Annotated in this window: 21 protein-coding genes; 9 read left to right on the forward strand and 12 right to left on the reverse strand. The window is 69.0% G+C overall.

Annotated features, from left to right (window positions below):
* Position 1 precedes the first annotated feature (1 nt).
* From IFT54_RS03135 to coxB, 9 genes are all read right to left on the reverse strand, one after another.
* Complete coding sequence (locus tag IFT54_RS03135; RefSeq protein WP_342354751.1) at positions 2–634, reverse strand: SURF1 family cytochrome oxidase biogenesis protein; 633 nt, start codon at positions 632–634, stop codon at positions 2–4.
* A complete protein-coding gene (locus IFT54_RS03140) occupies positions 631–1,014 on the reverse strand; it encodes a DUF983 domain-containing protein (protein WP_031441783.1) in 384 nt (127 codons plus the stop codon). Before IFT54_RS03140 ends, IFT54_RS03135 begins: the two co-directional genes overlap by 4 nt.
* A 280-nt stretch (positions 1,015–1,294) precedes the next feature.
* Positions 1,295–2,221 (reverse strand): cytochrome c oxidase subunit 3, encoded by a 927-nt coding sequence (locus IFT54_RS03145; RefSeq protein WP_031441784.1) that lies wholly within the window; start codon positions 2,219–2,221, stop codon positions 1,295–1,297.
* Between the two features lie 29 nt (positions 2,222–2,250).
* The gene (locus IFT54_RS03150) at positions 2,251–2,790 is read right to left on the reverse strand and encodes a cytochrome c oxidase assembly protein (protein WP_031441785.1); all 540 of its coding nucleotides are present in this window, start codon (positions 2,788–2,790) and stop codon (positions 2,251–2,253) included.
* Positions 2,790–2,933, reverse strand: coding sequence for a hypothetical protein (locus tag IFT54_RS03155; RefSeq protein ID WP_166746380.1), 144 nt, complete (start codon positions 2,931–2,933; stop codon positions 2,790–2,792). The genes IFT54_RS03150 and IFT54_RS03155 overlap by 1 nt, the downstream gene beginning before the upstream one ends.
* Complete coding sequence (locus IFT54_RS03160) at positions 2,930–3,829, reverse strand: heme o synthase (protein ID WP_192069527.1); 900 nt, start codon at positions 3,827–3,829, stop codon at positions 2,930–2,932. The genes IFT54_RS03155 and IFT54_RS03160 overlap by 4 nt, the downstream gene beginning before the upstream one ends.
* 102 nt (positions 3,830–3,931) lie before the next feature.
* Entirely contained in the window at positions 3,932–4,573 is a 642-nt protein-coding gene (locus IFT54_RS03165) for a L,D-transpeptidase family protein (protein ID WP_192069528.1), read from the reverse strand.
* A gap of 272 nt (positions 4,574–4,845) precedes the next feature.
* Positions 4,846–6,510, reverse strand: coding sequence for a cytochrome c oxidase subunit I (ctaD, locus tag IFT54_RS03170; protein WP_031393246.1), 1,665 nt, complete (start codon positions 6,508–6,510; stop codon positions 4,846–4,848).
* A gap of 1 nt (position 6,511) precedes the next feature.
* Positions 6,512–7,699 carry a cytochrome c oxidase subunit II gene (gene coxB / locus IFT54_RS03175; protein WP_426290273.1) on the reverse strand — a complete coding sequence of 396 codons (1,188 nt, stop codon included), beginning with the start codon at positions 7,697–7,699 and terminating at the stop codon, positions 6,512–6,514.
* A gap of 269 nt (positions 7,700–7,968) precedes the next feature.
* Between coxB and pyrE the strand changes: the two genes are divergently transcribed.
* The 5 genes from pyrE to IFT54_RS03200 all read left to right on the forward strand — a co-directional run bounded on the left by pyrE (position 7,969) and on the right by IFT54_RS03200 (position 11,909).
* A complete protein-coding gene (pyrE, locus tag IFT54_RS03180) occupies positions 7,969–8,553 on the forward strand; it encodes an orotate phosphoribosyltransferase (protein ID WP_107045502.1) in 585 nt (194 codons plus the stop codon).
* Entirely contained in the window at positions 8,550–9,290 is a 741-nt protein-coding gene (locus IFT54_RS03185) for a pyridoxine 5'-phosphate synthase (RefSeq protein WP_107045503.1), read from the forward strand. The genes pyrE and IFT54_RS03185 overlap by 4 nt, the downstream gene beginning before the upstream one ends.
* 135 nt (positions 9,291–9,425) lie before the next feature.
* Entirely contained in the window at positions 9,426–9,848 is a 423-nt protein-coding gene (acpS, locus tag IFT54_RS03190; RefSeq protein ID WP_031396115.1) for a holo-ACP synthase, read from the forward strand.
* On the forward strand, positions 9,845–10,840 hold the full coding sequence (gene lepB, locus IFT54_RS03195; protein WP_031439337.1) for a signal peptidase I: 996 nt from the start codon (positions 9,845–9,847) through the stop codon (positions 10,838–10,840). The genes acpS and lepB overlap by 4 nt, the downstream gene beginning before the upstream one ends.
* Before the next feature lies 1 nt (position 10,841).
* Entirely contained in the window at positions 10,842–11,909 is a 1,068-nt protein-coding gene (locus IFT54_RS03200; RefSeq protein ID WP_192069529.1) for an AI-2E family transporter, read from the forward strand.
* Here the strand turns inward: IFT54_RS03200 and IFT54_RS03205 are convergent.
* A complete protein-coding gene (locus IFT54_RS03205; protein ID WP_192069530.1) occupies positions 11,854–12,945 on the reverse strand; it encodes a glycosyltransferase in 1,092 nt (363 codons plus the stop codon). The genes IFT54_RS03200 and IFT54_RS03205 overlap by 56 nt on opposite strands.
* Before the next feature lie 178 nt (positions 12,946–13,123).
* Between IFT54_RS03205 and IFT54_RS03210 the strand changes: the two genes are divergently transcribed.
* The 3 genes from IFT54_RS03210 to IFT54_RS03220 are packed head-to-tail and all read left to right on the forward strand — an operon-like array spanning position 13,124 to position 15,870.
* Positions 13,124–14,107, forward strand: coding sequence for a hypothetical protein (locus IFT54_RS03210; RefSeq protein ID WP_244648489.1), 984 nt, complete (start codon positions 13,124–13,126; stop codon positions 14,105–14,107).
* 23 nt (positions 14,108–14,130) lie between these two features.
* Entirely contained in the window at positions 14,131–14,655 is a 525-nt protein-coding gene (locus IFT54_RS03215; protein ID WP_192069702.1) for a DUF2141 domain-containing protein, read from the forward strand.
* Positions 14,656–14,673: 18 nt separating this feature from the next.
* Positions 14,674–15,870 carry a glycosyltransferase gene (locus tag IFT54_RS03220; protein WP_192069531.1) on the forward strand — a complete coding sequence of 399 codons (1,197 nt, stop codon included), beginning with the start codon at positions 14,674–14,676 and terminating at the stop codon, positions 15,868–15,870.
* Here the strand turns inward: IFT54_RS03220 and IFT54_RS03225 are convergent.
* Both IFT54_RS03225 and ubiG read right to left on the reverse strand, forming a co-directional pair.
* Complete coding sequence (locus IFT54_RS03225; RefSeq protein ID WP_192069532.1) at positions 15,752–17,251, reverse strand: glycosyltransferase family 39 protein; 1,500 nt, start codon at positions 17,249–17,251, stop codon at positions 15,752–15,754. The two genes, IFT54_RS03220 and IFT54_RS03225, sit on opposite strands and share 119 nt — an antisense overlap.
* 386 nt (positions 17,252–17,637) lie before the next feature.
* The gene (gene ubiG / locus IFT54_RS03230; protein ID WP_192069533.1) at positions 17,638–18,378 is read right to left on the reverse strand and encodes a bifunctional 2-polyprenyl-6-hydroxyphenol methylase/3-demethylubiquinol 3-O-methyltransferase UbiG; all 741 of its coding nucleotides are present in this window, start codon (positions 18,376–18,378) and stop codon (positions 17,638–17,640) included.
* Positions 18,379–18,430: 52 nt separating this feature from the next.
* On the opposite strand from ubiG, the gene IFT54_RS03235 reads away from it, so the two are divergent.
* Positions 18,431–19,684, forward strand: a complete 1,254-nt coding sequence (locus tag IFT54_RS03235) for an aspartate kinase (RefSeq protein ID WP_107931452.1) — start codon at positions 18,431–18,433, stop codon at positions 19,682–19,684.
* Positions 19,685–19,704: the final 20 nt, after the last annotated feature.

The raw sequence follows: 19,704 nt of genomic DNA on the forward strand, positions 1-19,704 counted from the left end.
GTTAGCGGGACGCAGCTTTCGACACAACCTTGCCGCGCCTGCCCAGTGCCAGGACATAAATGATCGCGGCGATGGCGGCGAAGAAGAACCACTGGCCGGCATAGGCGAGATGGTTGTTCGGGACCGCGTCGAGGTCGGGCTTGCCGTTGGGGGCGAGACCGGCGGGCGGCGTGTCGGCGACGAGCATCAGCCGCGCCGGGGTCGGGTCGAACAGCGAACCGATCAGCGACCGGCCGTCGGGGGCGTGGGTGATATAGCCCGAGACCGCGCCGCCGGGCCATTGCGGCTTGCGCTTCGGATCGCGCGTCGTGCCGAGCTGGACGATCATGCCGGGGCCCTCGGCGCCGGTGCGGCAGTCGGCGATGACGCGGAAGCCCGCCTTGCCCGCGCCGGCGAGGCGGATTGCGGTCGGCTCGAGGCAGACGCCCGTCGCGCGGCGGAACAGCAGCGTCTCGTCGGGCAGGGGCGGGAACGCCATCGGCGGACGCGCGGGGTTGGCGGCGAGCTGAGCGAGGAACGCCTCCTTCTTCGGGAGGCGGTCGAGCAACTGCCACAGGCCGAGCGCGATCATCGCCGCGACCGCGAGGGCGACGAGGAGGGTCGGGAGGACGGGGAAACGCCGGGTGGTCGTCACGGCTGGCTGCGACCCTCGCGCGCGGCGTTGCGATATTCGGCGGACATGAGCGCACCCTTGGCGGCGCGGAGCGACAGGATGACGCCCGCGGCGGTGAACGGGATCCAGACCAGCATGTGCACCCAGAGCGGCGGGTGCAGCGTCAGCTCGAGCGTGATCGCGAGTGCGACGACGATCGCGCCGAGGATTAGTGTCAGGAACGCGGCGGGACCGTCGCCGACGTTGAACTTGCTGAAGTCGAGGCCGCAATTGGAGCAGCGGTCGGCGAATTCGGCCCATCTGGCGAAGAGGGTGGGCTTGCCGCAGCGCGGGCAGAGGCCCTTGAGCGCGACCTGGGCGATCGGGGGGGCGGAGGCGAGGGGGTAGGGGTCGGGGGTCATGCGCGGTCGCCTTGCCCGGTGTGGCTCCCCGCGGGGGCGGGGAGCCAGGCTGGGCTCCCGCCTTTGCGGGAGAACAGGGTGGGGCGGGCGGGCGGTTCGCCGGAGGCCACCTCCCCGGCGCAGGCCGGGGCCCAGTTGGGGGACGTTGCCAACGCAGGGCAGTGCTTCGTTACTGCGGCCTTCCCAACTGGGCCCCGGCCTTCGCCGGGGTGGTGCCTACCGGGGTGGGGCCTACCGGGGTGGTGCCTACCGGGGGGGAGGCTAGTGGAGCGGGCGGTGCTCAACCGCCGTGGACGGGGGCGCCCCAGCCGCCCCAGACATAGACGGTGACGAACAGGAACAGCCAGACGACGTCGACGAAATGCCAGTACCAGGCGGCGGCCTCGAAGCCGAAATGCTGGCGCGGGGTGAAGTCGCCCTTATAGGCGCGGACGAGGCAGACGATCAGGAAGATCGTGCCGATGAGGACGTGGAAGCCGTGGAACCCGGTCGCCATGAAGAACGCGGCGCCATAGTTGATCCCCTTGAACGGGAACGGCGCGTGCATGTACTCATAGGCCTGGATCGCGCTGAACAGCGCGCCGAGGATGACGGTCAGCCAGAGGCCCTTGAGCACGCCGTCGCGGTTGCCGACGCCGATCATGCCCCACAGCCCGGTCTTCTCGCCACCGCGCTGGTTGTGGATCAGCGCGTGGTGCGCCCAGGTGACGGTGGTGCCGGACGTCAGCAGGATCAGCGTGTTGAGCAGCGGAAGCTCGAACGGGTTGATGACGGTGAGGCCCTTGGGCGGCCACTGTGCGGCGACCGCAGCCGCACCTTCGGCAGCGCGTTCGACCTGGCCGTCGACGATGCTCATCGCGGTCGGGAAGAGCGAGAAGTCGAAGAACGCCCAGAACCAGCCGACAAAGAACATGACTTCGGAGGCGATGAACAGGATCATGCCATAGCGGAAATGGAGCTGGACGACGGGGGTGTGATCGCCCGCGCGTGCCTCGGCGATGACCTGGGCCCACCAGCTGTAGAAGGTGAAGAGCAGCCCGGCGAGGCCGATGAAGAAGATCCAGCCGCCGCCATTGGGCTTGTCGACATGGCCGCCATGCATCCACATGACGCCGCCGACCGCCATCACGAGTGCGGACATCGACCCGACCAGCGGCCAGACGCTGGGCGGCAGGATGTGATAATCGTGGTTCTTGGCGCCGGCCATGGTACTCCCCTATGTTCTTTACGACTGTCCTAGCTTGCGTTTTTCGCGGAATCCACCGGGTAAAACGTGTAGCTGAGCGTGATCGTCTGGATATCCGCCGCGTCGGGATCCTTGAGGATCTTCGGATCGACGAAGAAGATCACCGGCATCCGCGCGGTCTCGCCGGGCTTGAGCGTCTGCTCGGTGAAGCAGAAGCACTGGATCTTGGTGAAATATTTGCCGGCCTGCGCGGGCGTTACGTTGAACGTCGCGGTGCCGGTGATCGGCCGGTCCGAGGTGTTGGTCGCGGTGAAGAACGCCATGTCGCGCGCGCCGACCGCGATCGTGTCCGACGGGTTTTCGGGCGCGAACTTCCACGGCAGCTTCGGGTTCACATTGGCGTCGAAATCGACGCGGATCTGGCGATCGGTCCCGCCCGGGGCGACGAGCCCGCGCTGCGTCGTGCCGTTGAGGCCGGTGACCTGGCAGAACAGGCGGTAGAGCGGCACGCTGGCAAAGGCGAGCCCGGTCATGAAGCAGATACCGAGCACCGCGAGCAGGGCGGTTCGCGTGGTGCGCTCGACCCGCATCAGTGCGGCATCCCCGCCTGGATCTTGGCGATCGAGATGGCGAAGACGAGGATGACGAACGCGCCGAGCAGCAGCGCCATCACCTTGGCCCGGCCCATCTGGCGGCGGCGGATCAGGTCTTCGCGGGTCTTGTCGTCGTTCATGCCAGCCACCTATCGACGACGAGCGCGCCGAACATCGCAAAGAGATACAGGATCGAATATTTGAACAAGCGCCGCTCGGGCTTCATCGCGTCGTCAGTGCCGGTCGTGCGCGTCGCGACGACGACCACGAGCCAGGCGAAGATCCCGGTCAGGACGGTCGCGACGACGCCGTAGAAATTGCCGACCAGGCCGAGCGGCCAGGGGAGCACCGCGGCGGCGGCCATCGGGATCGTGTAGAGGCCGATCTGGGTCCGGGTGACGCGCTCGCCCGCGACGACGGGGAGCATCGGCACGCCCGCATTGGCGTAATCGGTCTTCACGAACAGTGCGAGCGCCCAGAAATGCGGCGGCGTCCACAGGAAGACGAGCCCGAAGAGCAGCAGCGGGAGCAGCGCGACGTCGCCGGTCGCGGCCGCCCAGCCGATCAGCGGCGGGAAGGCGCCCGCCGCACCGCCGATGACGATGTTCTGCGGCGTGCGGCGCTTGAGCCAGACGGTGTAGACGAGGACGTAGAACAGGATCGAGACGGTCAGGATCGCGGCCGCGGCGAGGTTGACCGCGAGCCCCATCAGCAGGACCGAGAAGCTGGCGAGCCCGACGCCGAAATGCAGCGCGGCCTGACGGTCCATCCGGCCGGCGGGAAGCGGGCGCTTCTGCGTGCGGCGCATCACCGCGTCGATATCGGATTCATACCATTGGTTGAGCGCCCCCGCCGCACCCGCGCCGAGCGCGATGCACAGGATCGCGGTGAAGCCGATCACGGGATGGATGCCGACGGGCGCGGCGAGCATGCCGCACAGCCCGGTGAACACGACGAGCGTCATCACCCGGGGTTTGGTCAGCGCCAGAAAGTCGCGCCATTCGGCGGGGGGAAGCAGGGGCGTCGCAGTGGTCATGGTTGCGCAGGCCTATACGCGACCCGGCGGTTCGGGGAAAGCCATGGTTCTGCTGGGCTTCTGCTGGGGAAATCGAAACCCGGGTATGGTGGCGGGCGCCGATCAGGCGGCGGTGATCGGCTGGCCGAGGTCGAGTCGCTCGCCATCGGTGACGATCACCCGGTCGCCCAGCTTCACCGCGTCGAAGATCCGTTTCGCGAACGCCCTGGGCACGCCGATACAGCCATGCGTGGCATAGCCGTCGCCGACGTCGCTGCCATGAATCGAGATGCCGTCATTGGTCAGCCGCAGCATGTACGGCATCGGCGCATTGTAGAGGTTGGAGACGTGATCCGCGTCCTTCTGCGTGATCGGGAAGACGCCCAGGGGAGTCGGCTTCTCGTCCGCGCCGTAGATGATGACCGCGGTGCCGATCTCATAGCCGGCGCGGAAGACCGAGACGGTCTGCGCGGCGAGGTCGACGGTGACGACGACGGGGCCCTGGGGCGCGCCGGTCTCGTCCCAGTAATGGTCCCCCTGACGCATCGGCCCCGGGATCTGGAGGATGCGCTTGACGGTGTAGGCGGCGGGATCGGGGGCGGCCGGTTTGGGGGCAGGTGCCGCTGGGCGGGCCTTTGGCGCGGTGCGGGGAAGGGCGGGGTCCTGGGTCGCCGTCACGGGGCGGGCGCCGGTCAGCGCGATCGCGGTGCCGCCGGCGAGGGTCAGGCCGAGAATCGAGACGGCGAGGTGCTGGAGCGTCGGCATGCGCCGTGTTTGGGGACCCGCGCGGGGTTTGGCTAGCGGGGGATTTCGGGGCGTGCCGGGGTGGGACGATTTTCGGGCGAGCTGTCCGGCTGGGCTCTGGGTCCTGACGTCCGTCAGGATGACGGTTTGGGGGAGGACGGCGGATATGAAAAAACGCCCCGGGTTGCCCCGAGGCGTTTTCTGGCTGGCCCCGACACGGGAGCAAGTCCCGTGTCGTCGGACGCGGCGTTGCCGCGCCGGCCGGGCGGGGGCCTGATGGCCCTGATCCGCCCTCAGTCGATCTTCGGCAGGGTCTCGAACTGGTGATAGGGCGGGGGCGAGGAGATCGTCCATTCGAGCGTCGTGGCGCCTTCGCCCCAGGGATTGTCCGCCGCCTTCTTGCCCGCGATCAGCGACCAGATCAGGTTGACGAAGAAGATCGCCATGCCCGCGGCCATGATCATGTAGCCGACCGTCGCGACATAGTTCCAGTGCGCGTAGGCGTCGGGATAGTCCGGGTAACGGCGCGGCATGCCCTGCAGGCCGAGGAAGTGCATCGGGAAGAACATGACGTTCACGCCGATGAAGAACACCCAGAAGTGGAGCTGGCCGAGGAACTCGTTGTACATCTTGCCCGACATTTTCGGGAACCAGTAATAGAAGCCCGCGAACAGCGAGAACACCGCGCCGAGGCTGAGCACGTAGTGGAAATGCGCCACCACGTAATAGGTGTCCTGCATGTAGTCGTCGATGCCGCCGTTGGCGAGCACGACGCCGGTCACGCCGCCGACGGTGAACATGAAGATGAAGCCGATCGACCAGACCATCGGCGTCTTGAAGCTCATCGAGCCGCCCCACATCGTCGCGATCCACGAGAAGATCTTGATGCCGGTGGGGACCGCGATGACCATCGTCGCGGCGGTGAAGTACATCTTGGTGTTCACCGACAGGCCGGTGGTGAACATGTGGTGCGCCCAGACGACGAAGCCGACCACGCCGATCGCGACCATGGCATAGGCCATGCCGAGATAGCCGAAGACGGGCTTGCGGCTGAACGTCGAGATGATCTGGCTGACGATGCCGAAGCCCGGCAGGATCATGATGTAGACTTCGGGATGGCCGAAGAACCAGAACAGATGCTGGTAGAGGACGGGATCGCCGCCGCCGGCCGGATCGAAGAACGTCGTGCCGAAGTTGCGATCGGTCAGCAGCATCGTGATCGCGGCCGCGAGGACCGGGAGCGCGAGCAGCAGCAGGAACGCGGTGACGAGCATCGACCACACGAACAGCGGCATCTTGTGCAGCGTCATGCCCGGCGCACGCATGTTGAAGATGGTGGTGATGAAGTTGATCGCGCCGAGGATCGACGAGGCGCCCGCGAGATGGAGCGCGAGGATCGCCATGTCGGTCGACGGCCCGGGCTCGCCATAGGTCGAGAGCGGGGCGTAGAGCGTCCAGCCGTTACCTGCGCCGCCGAAGAAGGGCGAGGCGAGCAGCAGCGTGAAGGCGGGGATCAGCAGCCAGAACGACACGTTGTTCATGCGCGGGAACGCCATGTCGGGCGCACCGATCATGATCGGCACGAACCAGTTGCCGAACCCGCCGACCATCGCCGGCATGACCATGAAGAACACCATGATCAGACCGTGCGCGGTGATCAGCACGTTCCAGAGGTGAAGCGATTCGTCGAGGCTGGCGCTGCCGCCGTGGAGCATGCCGGCCCAGCCCTGCAGATACTGGATGCCGGGTTCGGCGAGCTCGGCGCGCATGAGGCCCGAGACCGAGCCGCCGATGATCCCCGCGACGATCGCGAAGATCAGGTAGAGCGTGCCGATGTCCTTGTGGTTGGTCGACATGAACCAACGCGCGAAGAAACCGGGCTTGTGATCGGCGTCGTGATGATGCGCATGCGCATCATGGGCGACGAACGCCGACGGGTTGAGAGCGGTGTCGGTCATCTTAGAGTCCCGCGTTGCCGGCGCCGGCCGGGTTGGAGGTCGCGCCCTGCGTGGTGGCGGGCGCTGCGGTGGTCACGTTTTCGACCGGGCCGGTGGCGTTGGCGGTTTCCGCCGCCTCCTCGACCTTGGCCGCGGAGCCGTCGGCGCCGGGCTGCGGAATGACCTTGTCGGAGGCCTGGCCCGGGGTCGGCATCGAGCCGCCCTTGGCCCGGACCCACGCCGCGAACTGCGCGGGCGAAACGGCCTGGACTGCGATCGGCATGAACGCGTGACGCGCACCGCAGAGCTCGGAGCACTGGCCGAAATAGAGGCCGGGCTTGTCGATCGTGAAGCTCGTCTCGTTCAGGCGGCCGGGGATCGCGTCGAGCTTGATCCAGAAGGCGGGGACCGCCCAGCTGTGGATCACGTCGTTCGCGGTCGTGATGAGGCGGATCGGCACGCCGACCGGCAGGACGATGCGGTTGTCGGTCGCGAGCAGGCGCGGGCCGTCGGCATCAGTGCGCGCACGTTCGCCCGCGCCGACGTCCTTGGCCTCCTTCAGCATGTTCGCGGTGACTTCGAAGCCGCCATTATCCGGATACTGGTAGGTCCAGTACCACTGGTTGCCGATCGCCTTGATCGTCACCGCGCCCGCGGGCGCCGGCTTGAACTGGGCGGAGAGCAGACCGATCGATGGGACCGCGATCAGCACGAGGATGATCACCGGGGCGAGCGTCCAGATGATCTCGATCACGGTGTTGTGGCTGGTCTTCGACGGCACCGGGTTGGCGGCGCGGCGATAGCGGAAGACCACCCAGAAGAGCAAAGCGAGCACCAGCAGCGAGACCGCGGTGATCGTCGGCATCAGGATCGCATTGTGCATCCAGTGCGCGAAGACGCCGTTCTTGGTGACCTGTGGCTGGAGGCCGACGGTGCCGGGGGTGGGCTGGCCCACGCCGGGGGTCGGGGCCATCGCATAACCGCCATCCTCGGCGAGCGCCGGGCTGGAGGGATTCGCGGTCGCCGGGGCGGCAGCGCTGGTGGGTGCGGTGTTCGACACGCCGGCCGGGCCGGCCGCGGCCTGTGGTGCAGCGCCCACGGCGCCGGTGTCAGGCGCGGTCGCGGCGGCCTGCGAAGCCGGTGCAGCCTGCCCGGCGACGCCGCCAAGACTCGCCAGTGCGAGCCCCGCTGCGATCGCCAATCCTCTCATCCCCAGTATGCGCATCGTTTTTCTTGACCCCGGTTTGGTGCGAACCCGTATCACGGACGCGCGGATGTCTGCTTATCATTTTGACATTCGGCTATAGGCGGCGGCGGGGCGAGCCTCAACCCCGGTGCGGGCTTTGTTGAATTTGTTGCACGGGCCGGCAAATTTTTCGGGGCGTATGACGTCCGGCGCGGGGGCGGTGGCGGTTGTCATTGCGTGGACTTTGCCGCGATCGTACAGCGCGACAGATTTCATTGGAGCGATGACCCGCGATGACCGAAGACGACGTGCTCGCCGAATTCCGCGCTGCCGAGGCGCTGCTCGAGGGGCATTTCATCCTGTCCTCGGGCCTGCGCAGCTCGCGCTACCTGCAATGCGCGCGCGTGTTGATGGACCCCAGGCGTGGCGCGCGGCTGGCGGAGGCGCTGGTCGCGCGGATCCCGGAGAACCTGCGCGCGTCGATCAGCGCGGTGGTGTCGCCGGCGATGGGCGGGGTGATCTGCGGTCACGAGATGGCGCGCGCGCTGGGCGTCGAGGCGATGTTCCTCGAGCGGCCCGACGGCGTGTTCGAGCTGCGCCGCGGCTTCCGGCTGGCGCCGGGGCAGCGCGTGCTGATGATGGAGGACGTGGTGACCACCGGGCTGTCGTCGAAGGAAGCGATCGCGGCGATCGGGCGCGCGGGCGGCGAGACGGTCGCGGCGGCGGCGCTGGTCGACCGGTCGAACGGCGCAGCGGATCTGGGCGTGCCGTTCTTCCCGCTGATCCGGCTCGACGTGCCGACCTACGCTGCGGATGCGCTGCCCCCCGAACTCGCGGCGATTCCGGCGATCAAGCCCGGTAGCAGGGCGGCGGCATGAGCCCCCCCGGCACCGCGCATCTGCGCCTCGGCGTCAACATCGATCACGTCGCGACGGTGCGCAATGCGCGCGGGGCGGGCTATCCCGATCCGGTCCGCGCGGCGCTGGTCGCGGCGGCGGCGGGGGCGGACGGGATCACGGCGCATCTGCGCGAGGATCGCCGGCACATCACCGACGACGACATCGCGCGGCTGTCGACCGAGCTTGCGATCCCGCTCAACCTGGAGATGGCGGCGACCGACGAGATGCTCGGCATCGCGCTGCGCCACCGGCCGCATGCGGCGTGCATCGTGCCCGAAAAGCGCGAGGAGCTGACCACCGAGGGCGGGCTCGACGTGGCGGGGCATTATGACCGGATGGCACGGCTGGTCGACGCGCTGGCGGGGGCGGGGATCCGTGTGTCGCTGTTCATCGAGCCCGACGCGCGGCAGATCGAGGCGGCGGTGCGGCTGAAGGTGCCGGTCGTCGAGCTGCACACGGGGCGTTATGCCGAGCTGTCGGGTGATGCGCGCAGCGTCGAGCTGCGGCGGCTCGAGGACGCGGCGGCGCTGGCGGCGAAGAACGGCATCGAGGTGCATGCCGGGCACGGGCTCACCTATGACAATGTCGCGCCGATCGCGGCGATCCGGCAGGTGCGCGAGCTGAATATCGGGCATTTCCTGGTGGGCGAGGCGCTGTTCGTCGGGCTTGGCGAGGCGGTGCGGCGGATGCGCGAGGCTATGGATGCGGCGCGGTAGCGTGCAGATGGGGTTCACGCGAAGGCGCGAAGGCGCGAAGAGTCTGAAGACCGCCCCGGGCTCGCGTCTCCCGCTCGCTTCGCGCCTTCGCGCCTTCGCGAGAACATATCTTGTCTTCCGACTCCAGGCGTCGCGATGATCATCGGGTTGGGGTCCGACTTGTGCAATATCGAGCGCATCCAGGCATCGGTCGACCGGTTCGGCGAGCGGTTCGAGCAGCGGGTGTTTACCGAGGTGGAGCTGGCCAAGGCGGCGCGGCGGCCGTTTACCAAGGCGGGGACGCTCGCCAAGCGGTTCGCGGCGAAAGAGGCGTTTTCGAAGGCGGTCGGCACCGGGTTTCGCGCGGGCGTGTTCATGAAGGACATCGGCGTCGTCAACGCCGCGAGCGGTGCGCCGACGCTGGCCCTGACCGGCGGGGCCAAGGCGAGGCTTGACGCGTTGACCCCCGAAGGCCACGCCGCACGCGTGCACCTGACCATGACGGACGATCATCCCTGGGCGCAGGCCTTTGTGATAATCGAAGCTATACCCCTGTTATCCGCGGATAAAGATCGATGAAGGAAGCGGCGTTGGACGGCAAAGAGTCGCTCGAGAATCCGGCAGCATCGCGGGTCGGCGCCACACCCGTCCCGCCCCCGGGCAACGACGGTTCCCCTCCCACCACGAAGACGGCACCCGCGCGCCGCGGGACCGACTGGTGGGGCGAGGTGAAGGGCATATTCTGGCTGGTGCTGGTGGTGCTCGGCTTCCACAGCTTCATCGCCAAGCCCTTCTACATCCCGAGCGAATCGATGCTGCCGGGCCTGCGGATCGGCGACCGGCTGGTCGTCACCAAATTCGCCTATGGCTGGTCGTTCGTGTCGCCGACGATCCCGAACCCGGTCGCGATCTTCAAGAGCGTCGTGCTTCGCCAGCAGGAAGACAGCTGGAGCGTGCAGATCCCCTTCATCAAGGGGCGGCTGTTCGGATCGCTGCCGACGCGCGGCGACGTGGTGATCGTGACGCCGCCGGGGACGCAGAACGACTATATCAAGCGCGTGATCGGCCTGCCGGGCGACCGGCTGGAAGTGCGCGGCGGGACGGTGATCCTGAACGGCGTGCCGGTAAAGCGCGGTCCCGTCCACGACACGCTGATCCCGGTCGACACCAACAGCCCGTGCAGCGAGGACGAATATCCCGGCGCGCGCGAGACGCGGGCCGACGGCGCGATGATCTGTCGCCTGCCGACGATCACCGAGACGCTGCCCAATGGCCGGCGGTTCGACACGATCGAGATGGGCTGGAGCCCGGGCGACGATTACGGGCCGATCACGATCCCGGCGGCTCATGTCTTCCTGATGGGCGACAATCGCGACCGGTCCGCGGACAGCCGTTTCGCGCTGACGCAGCTCGGCCTTGGCGGGCCGGTGCCGTACGAGAATCTGGGCGGGCGCGCGGAGTTCATCACCTTCAGCCTCGACGGCGATGCGACCTACAACCCGCTGACCTGGTGGGGATCGCTCCGGTCGGATCGCGCGGGCACGTCGCTCCACCCTGCAACGGCGAACTGAGATGGCCGACGATAGCGGCGCGACCAAGCGCGTCGACGAGGCCAGCCCGGTCGAGATGCGCGACCCGGCGCTGCGCACCGAAGTGCGGCGCGCGACGATCTGGCTGGGGCTCGCCTGCCTGATCGCACTGGCGATCGTGCTGGTGCAGCCGTTGCTGTTGATCTTCGCCGCGGTCGTGTTCGCGTCGCTGCTCGACGGCGGCGTCCGGTTGCTCGGGCGGGTGCTGCCGATCAGCCGCGGATGGCGACTGCTGATCGTCGTGGTGCTGGTGCTGGTGTTCATGATCGGCACGTTCGTGCTGACCGGCGTGCAGGTGACCGAACAGGTGACGCAGCTGCGCTCGACGCTCGAGCTGCAGGCGAACCGGTTCACGGGCTATCTGGCGTCGCAGGGGCTGATGCCGGGCGTGTCGGACGTGAGCGGGATCGCCAAGCAGGCGCTGGGGTCGGTCGGGCGCGTGACATCGTGGGTCGGCACCGCGATCGGCGCGCTGACCAGCCTGTTCATGATCCTGGTGCTCGGGCTGTTCATCGCGATGGATCCGGGCACCTATGCGCGCGGCGTCCAGTGGATGGTGCCGACCGACCTGCGCGACGAATTTGCCCGGACGATGGTGACGATGGGCGAGACGATGCGGCGGCTGCTGGCCGGGCGCCTACTCGGCATGGCGGTCGAGGGGGTCGCGACGGGGATCGCGCTGGCGATCGGCGGCGTGCCGATGGCGATGCTGCTCGGGATCATCGCGGGCATTCTTGCCTTCATCCCCAATATCGGCGCGATCGTCACGGGCGTGCTGATGGTCGCGGTCGGCTTCAGCGCGGGCGTCGACACCGGCTACTGGGCGATCGGCACCTATTTCGTGGTGCAGACGATCGACGGCTATGTGATCGTGCCGATGGTCGCCAAGCGCACCGTCGACCTGCCGCCCGCGCTGACGCTGGGGGCGCAGATCCTCGCGAGTGCGCTGTTCGGAATCCTCGGCCTTGCGCTTGCCGATCCCCTGACCGCGATGCTCAAGACTGCGCTCGAGCGTCGGTCGGACCGCGAGGACGAGAAGGCCGCGGACTGACGAGCGTGTCGAACAGCGCGAGATAGCGCTGCGCCGAGTCGCTGCCGGGTTGCGGGACGGGTGCGGGCCGCGGCGTACCGGGTGTGAGCCAGGTGTCGAGGGCTGTAACGAGTGCGGGGCCGTCGTCACGCGCGACGATCGTGCCGCGTGCGGGGGTGTCGACGATCTCGGCAATTGCATGGCTCGAATCGGTCGCGACGACGGGGGTGCCGACCGACAGTGCCTCGCGCAGGACCCCCGGCACGCCTTCGAAATCCGAGGTCAGCGCGACGACCTGTGCGCGGGCCATCGCCGGGAGCGGGTCGGCGACATGGCCGGGCAGGTGCACGCGGGGAGCGAGGCCCAGTGCCGCTGCCTGCGCCGCGAGCATGCCGCGACATGCGCCCTCGCCGAGGATGACGAGCGCGATGTCGTGGTCGGCGAGCGCGGCGACCGCGGCGAGCAGCCGGTCCCAGCGCTTCTGCGGTTCGAGCCGGCCGACGCCGAGGATGAACCGCGGGGGCAGCACGGGGAGCGTCGCGCCGGGCGCCGCGAGTGCCGGCGGGTTGGGGATGACGCTGACCCGGCCCGGCATGCGCGTCGCGGCGGCGGCCTGGACCGCGGTGGCGGGGGTCATCGCGACGAGATGATCGAGGAACCGGCCGTGCCGCGCGAGCCAGATGCGGTGTGCGGCGTGGAGGAGGCGGCCATGATCGCCGCGGTCGGGCGCGTTCGACATCTTGGCGACGATCGGCGGACAGGCGCGGCCGAGCCTGAGCCGGATCCAGGCGGCGATCCCGGTATAATGATTGCCGGGGCAGAAGAGGATGTCGGGGGCCATGCGGCGGACGAGGCCGGGCAGCGTGCGCGCGGTGCCGGCGACGATCGCAAGCCCATCGGGCAGCTCGGCGGCGAGCGGGCCGGTCGGGTCGCCGATCACCAGCGTGACGCGGCGACCCGCGGCGAGCCAGCCGCGCGCGAGCCGCAGCTGCGCACGCTCGACGCCGCCGCCGGACAGGTCGTCTGCATAGGTCAGGATGTGGTGCGCGCCGGGCATCGCGCACAGATGGCGCGGCCGGGGCGCGATGGCGAGAGGGTAAGCGGCGGCGAACCGCGCAGGTTCGGGGACGGATGACTCGATCTTCACGTGCAAGCCGGCGGCGGGGCGGCTATTGGCGCGGCGTGATGGCATGCCCGGAAAGGCCGGGTGCGCGGTACAGGACGAGGATCGTTCGATGCGTACGCGTATGACGGGCTCCGCGCTGACGGCCGGGAACCCGCCGGGTCGTTCCGCGGCGGGTGTGGTGCAGGCGGGGGTGGTGCAGGCGGGAGCCGATATCGTCGGGCTCGAACCGCTCAAGACCTTTCGCAGCCGGTGGCCGGCGATCATCGGCGCGGTGCTGACGCTGGCGATGATCGCGGGGCTCGCGCGCGAGCTGTTCGCGCACGGGCTGGCCGGACTGTCGCGGTCGGTGCCGTCCGACCCGCGATTCTATCTGTGTTTCGCGCTGCTCTACATGTCGCCGCCGACGGGGGATTACGTGATCTTCCGCCGGTTGTGGGGGATCCCGGTCGCGGGGCTGGTCGCGCTGATCAAGAAGCGGATCGCGAACGAAGTTGTGTTCGGCTATTCGGGCGACGCCTATTTCTATGCCTGGGCGCGCGCGAAGGCGCGGATGGTGGCGTCGCCGTTCGGTGCGGTAAAGGACGTGACGATCCTGTCGGCGATCGCGGGCAACGCGATCACGCTGGCGATGGTGGCGATCGCGCTGCCGCTGAGCCGCGACCTGCTGCCACCCGACCTGTTCAAGACGGTGCTGGGGTCGGCGGCGATCACCTTTGCGATCTCGCTGCCGTTCCTGATCTTCTCGCGGCGCGTCTTCTCGCTGCCGCGTGCGACCCTGTGGTGGGTGTTCATGATCCACTGCATCCGGCTGATGTGCGGATCGCTGCTGATCGCGCTCGCCTGGCATTTCGCGCTGCCCGGCGTGTCGATCGCGATGTGGCTGTTCCTCGCGGCGGGGCGGCTGCTGGTGTCGCGGCTGCCGCTGGTGCCGAACAAGGACCTGCTGTTCGCCAATTTCGCGATCCTGTTGATCGGGCAGGACCAGGCGCTGTCCGAGCTCGTCGCGTTCACCGTGGCGCTGACGCTGCTCGTCCATGTCATTCTGATTGTCATATTCAGCGGGCATGCGATCGCGATGAGGACGCGTGCGTGAACCGATTCATTGGGGCGGGACTGATGCTGGCGGGGCTGGTCGCGGGCGCCGGCCCGGCATGGGCCGGCGGTCGGACGGCGATCCAAGAGCCGATGCTCGGCAGCGACGCGCAGGCGTGCGAGCGTGACGAGGGGCCGGCGATCGCCGCGACGATCGTCGGACTGAAGGATCGCAAGGGCAATCTGAAGCTCGAACTCTATCCGCCCGACGAGGCCGATTTCCTGCGCGGCGACCGCGAGCTGATCGCGGCGGGCAAGACGTTTCGCCGCATCAGCGTGCCAGCCCCCGCGACCGGCCCGACCGCGTTGTGCATCCGCGTGCCGCATCCGGGCCGCTACGCGCTGCTGTTCACGCATGACCGTGACGGCCGGGCCAAGTTCAGTGTCTGGTCGGATGGCGCGGGGTTCGTGAAGGGCGACCGGCTCGGCCGATCGCGACCCAAGGTCGATCAGGCGATCGTCGAGGCCGGGCCCGGACTCACGCATGTCACGATCCGCGCGCAATATCTGCGCGGGCTCAGCGGGTTTGGCCCATTGGACGGCAAGTGAGGGGGCGGGCGGGCTGAGATGCGGATCGTCGACGTCAACGAATTCTACTCGCCGACCGGCGGTGGGGTGCGCACCTATATCGACCGGAAGATGGGGATCCTCGCCGATCTGGGGCACGAGCTGATCGTCGTCGCGCCGGGCCGCGAGGACCGCGTCGAGGAGCGGCCGGGTGGCGGGCGCGTGATCTACCTCAAGTCGCCGGGGATGCCGTTCGATCGCAATTACGGGCTGTTCTGGGACCGTGCGGCGATCCACCGGGTGCTCGACGAGCTCGATCCCGACGTCGTCGAATGCTGTTCGCCGTGGCGGCCGGCCTGGTTCGTCGGCGACTGGACGGGGCCCGACGGGCAGCAGCGCGCGCTGAAATCCTTCTTCATGCACAACGACAATATCGCCGCCTATGCGCAGCGCTGGTTCGCGGGGTTCGCCAGCCACGACCGGATCGAGCGCGCGTTCGGCTGGTACAGCCGCTACATGAACCGGTTCCTGACGCGGTTCGACACGGTCGTCACCAACGGACCCGCGCTGGAGAAACGGTTGCGCGCGCGCGGCGTGCGGATCGACGCGGCGATGCCGCTGGGGATCGAGCGCGGCCATTTCTCGCCGCGGCTGCGCGACGAGGCGCTGCGGGGGCGGCTGTTGCAGCAATGCGGGTTGCCAGCGGACGCGATGCTGCTGATCGGGCTTGGCCGGCATCACGGCGAGAAGCGCTGGCCGCTGGTCGTCGACGCGGTCGCGCGCGCGGGCACCGACCTGCCGATCGGGCTGATCCTGTTCGGCACGGGCAGCCAGAGCAAGGCGATCGCGCGGCGGATCGGCGGGTCGCCGCATATCCGGATGTTCGCGCCGGTCTATGATCGCGAGCGGCTGGCCGCGATCATGGCGAGCTGCGACGCGCTGATCCACGGATCGGAGGCCGAGCCGTTCGGGCTGGTCGCGTCGGAGGCGATGGCGTCGGGGCTGCCGCTGATCGTGCCCGATACGGGCGGGTGCGCCGAGATCGCGGACCGGCATGCCAGCGAGCTCTATACCGCGCGCGATGCGACCTCGGCGGCGGCGGCGATCGCGCGGCTGTTCGCGCGCGACCGCGGGATGCTCAGGCGCGCGGCGGTCGTGGCGTCGGCGCAGGTCCGCTCTGATCACGCGCATGCGGTGGAACTGGTGGACTATTATGCCGGGCTGATCGCGGCGCGACGGGGGCGGCTGGCGGCGTGACCGAGAGCCGGAAGCGGGTGCCGGGGACGGCGACCGTTCCGGATGCCGCTTTTTCGAGCGCGGCGTCCAGCCGGGGATCGCCCGCGGTCGCGGCGGATTCGCCACCGGTGAGGATGACGGTGCCGGGGGCGAGGCGCAGGCGATCGCGCGCGACGAGGTGGAGCCGGGCCTCGGCGGCAGGGTCGAGCAGGGTGCGGCTGCGGAAGTAGAAGGGGCCGGCGGCGAAGCGGGGATCGGGCAGGCGGCCGGTGGCGGGCAGGATCTGCGGCGACAGCGTGACGATCGGGCCGGCGATCCGGCGCGCGTCGAGCGTTCGCCTGAGCGTGGCGGCTTCGCGCATGGCGGTGACGAGCGGGAGGCGGCCGGGCTCGACGAGCGTGGCAAGTGTCGGTGCGAGGCCGAGCAGCGCGAAGACCGTCATGATCCGGGTGGTTGCGCGGGTCGGCGGCTGCGCGGTCCAGACGGCGGCGAGCGCGACGAACAGCGGGGGGAGCATCGGCAGCAGATATTGTCGCCAGGTCGGCACCGGGAGTAGCGCGGCGACCAGCCCGGCGAGGACGAGCAGGTCGGGCAGGGTGACGCGCCGACGTCGGATCGCGGCGCGCGCGACGAGGACGAGGGCGGGAAGCGCGGCGCCGAGCGCGAGGAACTTCAGCGTATCGAGCGCCTTGGCGGCAAGCGAGAGCTTCCAGGGCCGGGCCGCGTAATATTCTGCGGGCGCCTGGGCGGGAAAATGCAGCGTGCCGAACAGGAAGCCTTCGGGCGACAGCGCGAAGGTCCAGCCGACGAAGGCGACGACCGGGAGCGCGCCGAGCGCGACCAGCCAGACGCGGTGGCGGGGATGGACCAGCGCGTAGAGGCCATAGGCGGCGGCGGGGAGGGCGTAGGAGATCTTTGCGGCGACCGCGGCGGCGAGCAGAAGGCCGATGCCCAGCGCGCCGGCGCGGGTCCGGTTGTCGCGGAGGATCAGCCAGAGCGCGGCCGCGAGGCAGGCGGCGGGAAGCGCGTCGTTGCGCGCGGTACCGATGCTGAACAGCAGGATGTCGGTGGTCGCGAACAAGGCGGCGCAGAGGCGCGCGGTGGCGGGGCTTGCACCGGTGCGGCGCGCGGCGGCGTGGACGAACGCTACGCTCGCGAGGCCGAGCAGCGCGTTGGTGAGGCGGAGGGCGGGCCAGGTCCAGGCGCCGGTCAGGACGGCGATGGGTGCGAGGAGGAAGGGCTGGAGCGGGGTCTGGAGATAGGCGAAGTCGCGATAGGGGAGCAGGCCGTGCGCGGTGAGGACGGCCGCGGCGACATACTGGCTTTCGTCGTGGTCGACGGGGCGGAGGAGGGCGAGCGCGATGTAGAGCGTCGCCAGGGCGGTAAGGAGAAGGATGTTCACCCGCGAAGGCGGGTGTCCAGTCTGGGCACCCGCCTTCGCGGGTGAACAGGGGTGGGGCGGGCTAGGCTCCATTATTTGGTTCCACCCCGGCAGGATTCTGTTCCACCCCGGCGGGATTTGGTTCCACCCCGGCGGAGGCCGGGGCCCAGTTGGGGGACGGTCATGGCTGAGGGTCGCGTTCCGTTACTCAGGCTTTCCCAACTGGGCCCCGGCCTTCGCCGGGGTGGTAGCGCCCGCTGAGATGGTCGCGCCCGCTGGGGTGGTAGTGCCTGCCGCGGTGGTAGCGTGCACTGGGGTGGGAGCTCCCGCCGGGGTGGTGGTGCCGACTGGGGTGGTGGTGCCCGCCGACCTGGTGCCCGCCGGTGTGGTGCCGGGCGGGGCAAGGGTCAGGCTTTTACCGCGGTCAGGAAATAGTCGAGGCTGGTCGAATCGCTGAGCGCGAAGCCGGTCGCCGGCGAGAAGCCGAGGCCTTGCGTGTGGACGACGTGGAGGCCGGCGTCGCGGAGCAGCGCGGTCAGTTCTTCGGGGGTGAGGAACTTGTTCCAGTCGTGCGTGCCGCGCGGGATGCGGCCGGTGCCTTCCGCGATCGTGATCATCGCGAGCCGCGACAAGGGCGTGCGGTTGGGGGTGGACAGGATCAGCAGGCCATTGTCGGCCAGCACGCGCGCGAGGCCGCGGACGAAGCCTGCAGGGTCGCTGACATGTTCGATCACCTCGAGGCTGGTGACGAGGTCGAACTGGCCGTCGTGCCCCTCGACGCCGCCTGCGCGATAGTCGATCGCGAGCCCGCTCTGCGCCGCATGTATTTCTGCCGCGGCGATATTTTCGGGCGCGGCGTCGATCCCGGTCACGCTGGCGCCGAGCCGCGCGAGCGGCTCGCAGAGCAGCCCCGCGCCGCAGCCGACGTCGAGCGCGGTCCGGCCGGCGAGCGGGGTGAAGCCGGTGCCGTCGCCGTGCCAGTGCGTGTCGACCCGGTCGCGGATGTAGCGCAGGCGGGGCGGATTGAGCTGGTGGAGCGGCGCGGACGAGCCCTTCGGGTTCCACCAGTCGGCCGCCATCGTGCCGAAATGCGCGGCCTCCCGGGGATCGATTGTTGCGCTTTCGTTGCGGTCACTTGCCAGTATCATGCGCGCTACCTATCAGGGCCGCCGCTTCGACCCAAAGGGATTTACGCTGCCCATGGCCCGTATCGTGATGAAATTCGGCGGGACGTCGATGGCCGGGATCGAACGTATCCGCAACGTCGCGGCGCGCGTGAAGCGCGAGGTCGATGCGGGCAACGAGGTCGCGGTCGTCGTCTCCGCAATGGCGGGCGAGACCGACCGGCTGGTCGGCTTCTGCCGCGAGGCGTCGTCGCTGTACGATGCGAAGGAATATGACGTCGTCGTCTCGGCGGGCGAGCAGATCACGAGCGGGCTGCTCGCGATTGCGCTGCAGGCCGCGGGTTGCAAGGCGCGGTCGTGGCTGGGCTGGCAGCTGCCGATCAACACGTCGGACGCGCATGGCTCGGCCCGGATCGGCGAGATCGACACGGTCGCGCTCGATGCGAGCCTGGCGGACGGGGTCGTCGCGGTGATCCCGGGGTTCCAGGGCGTGGCAGACGGCCAGCGCGTCACCACGCTGGGGCGCGGCGGATCGGACACGTCGGCGGTCGCGATGGCGGCGGCCATGAAGGCCGATCGCTGCGACATCTATACCGATGTCGACGGCGTCTACACGACCGATCCCAGGATCGTGCCGCGGGCGCGCAAGCTCGGCAAGGTGACGTATGAGGAGATGCTGGAACTCGCCAGCGTCGGCGCCAAGGTGCTGCAGACGCGGTCGGTGGGCCTGGCAATGAAAGAGAATGTGCGCGTGCGCGTGCTGTCCTCGTTCGAGGATGGCGATACCAGTGACGGACACCGCGGCACGCTGATCGTGGGCGAAGAGGAAATCGACGATATGGAACGCCAGCTCATCACCGGCATCGCGCATGACAAGAACGAGGCGAAGATCACGCTGACCCAGGTCAGCGATCGCCCGGGATCGGTCGCGGCGATCTTCGCGCCGCTCGCCGATGCGGGGATCAACGTCGACATGATCGTCCAGAACGTCGCGCATTCGACCGGGTCGACCGACGTGACGTTCACCGTGCCCTCGGCGGATCTGGCGCGCACGCTCGACGTGCTCGACAAGGCGAAGGACGCGATCGGTTTCGCGAGCCTGGTCCATGACACGCGCGTCGCCAAGGTGTCGGTGGTCGGCGTCGGGATGCGCAGCCATGCGGGCGTCGCCTCGACGATGTTCACGACGCTCGGCGAGCGCGGCATCAACATCCAGGCGATCGCGACGTCGGAGATCAAGGTCAGCGTGCTGATCGAAGAGGATTATACCGAGCTGGCGGTGCGCGTGCTGCATACCGCTTACGGGCTCGATGCCGAGGATGCGGCTTGACGGACACCGTCCGTTCGTTT

This window comes from Sphingomonas sp. CFBP 13714, assembly GCF_014842205.1.
In the GTDB taxonomy this organism is placed as follows: domain Bacteria; phylum Pseudomonadota; class Alphaproteobacteria; order Sphingomonadales; family Sphingomonadaceae; genus Sphingomonas; species Sphingomonas aerolata.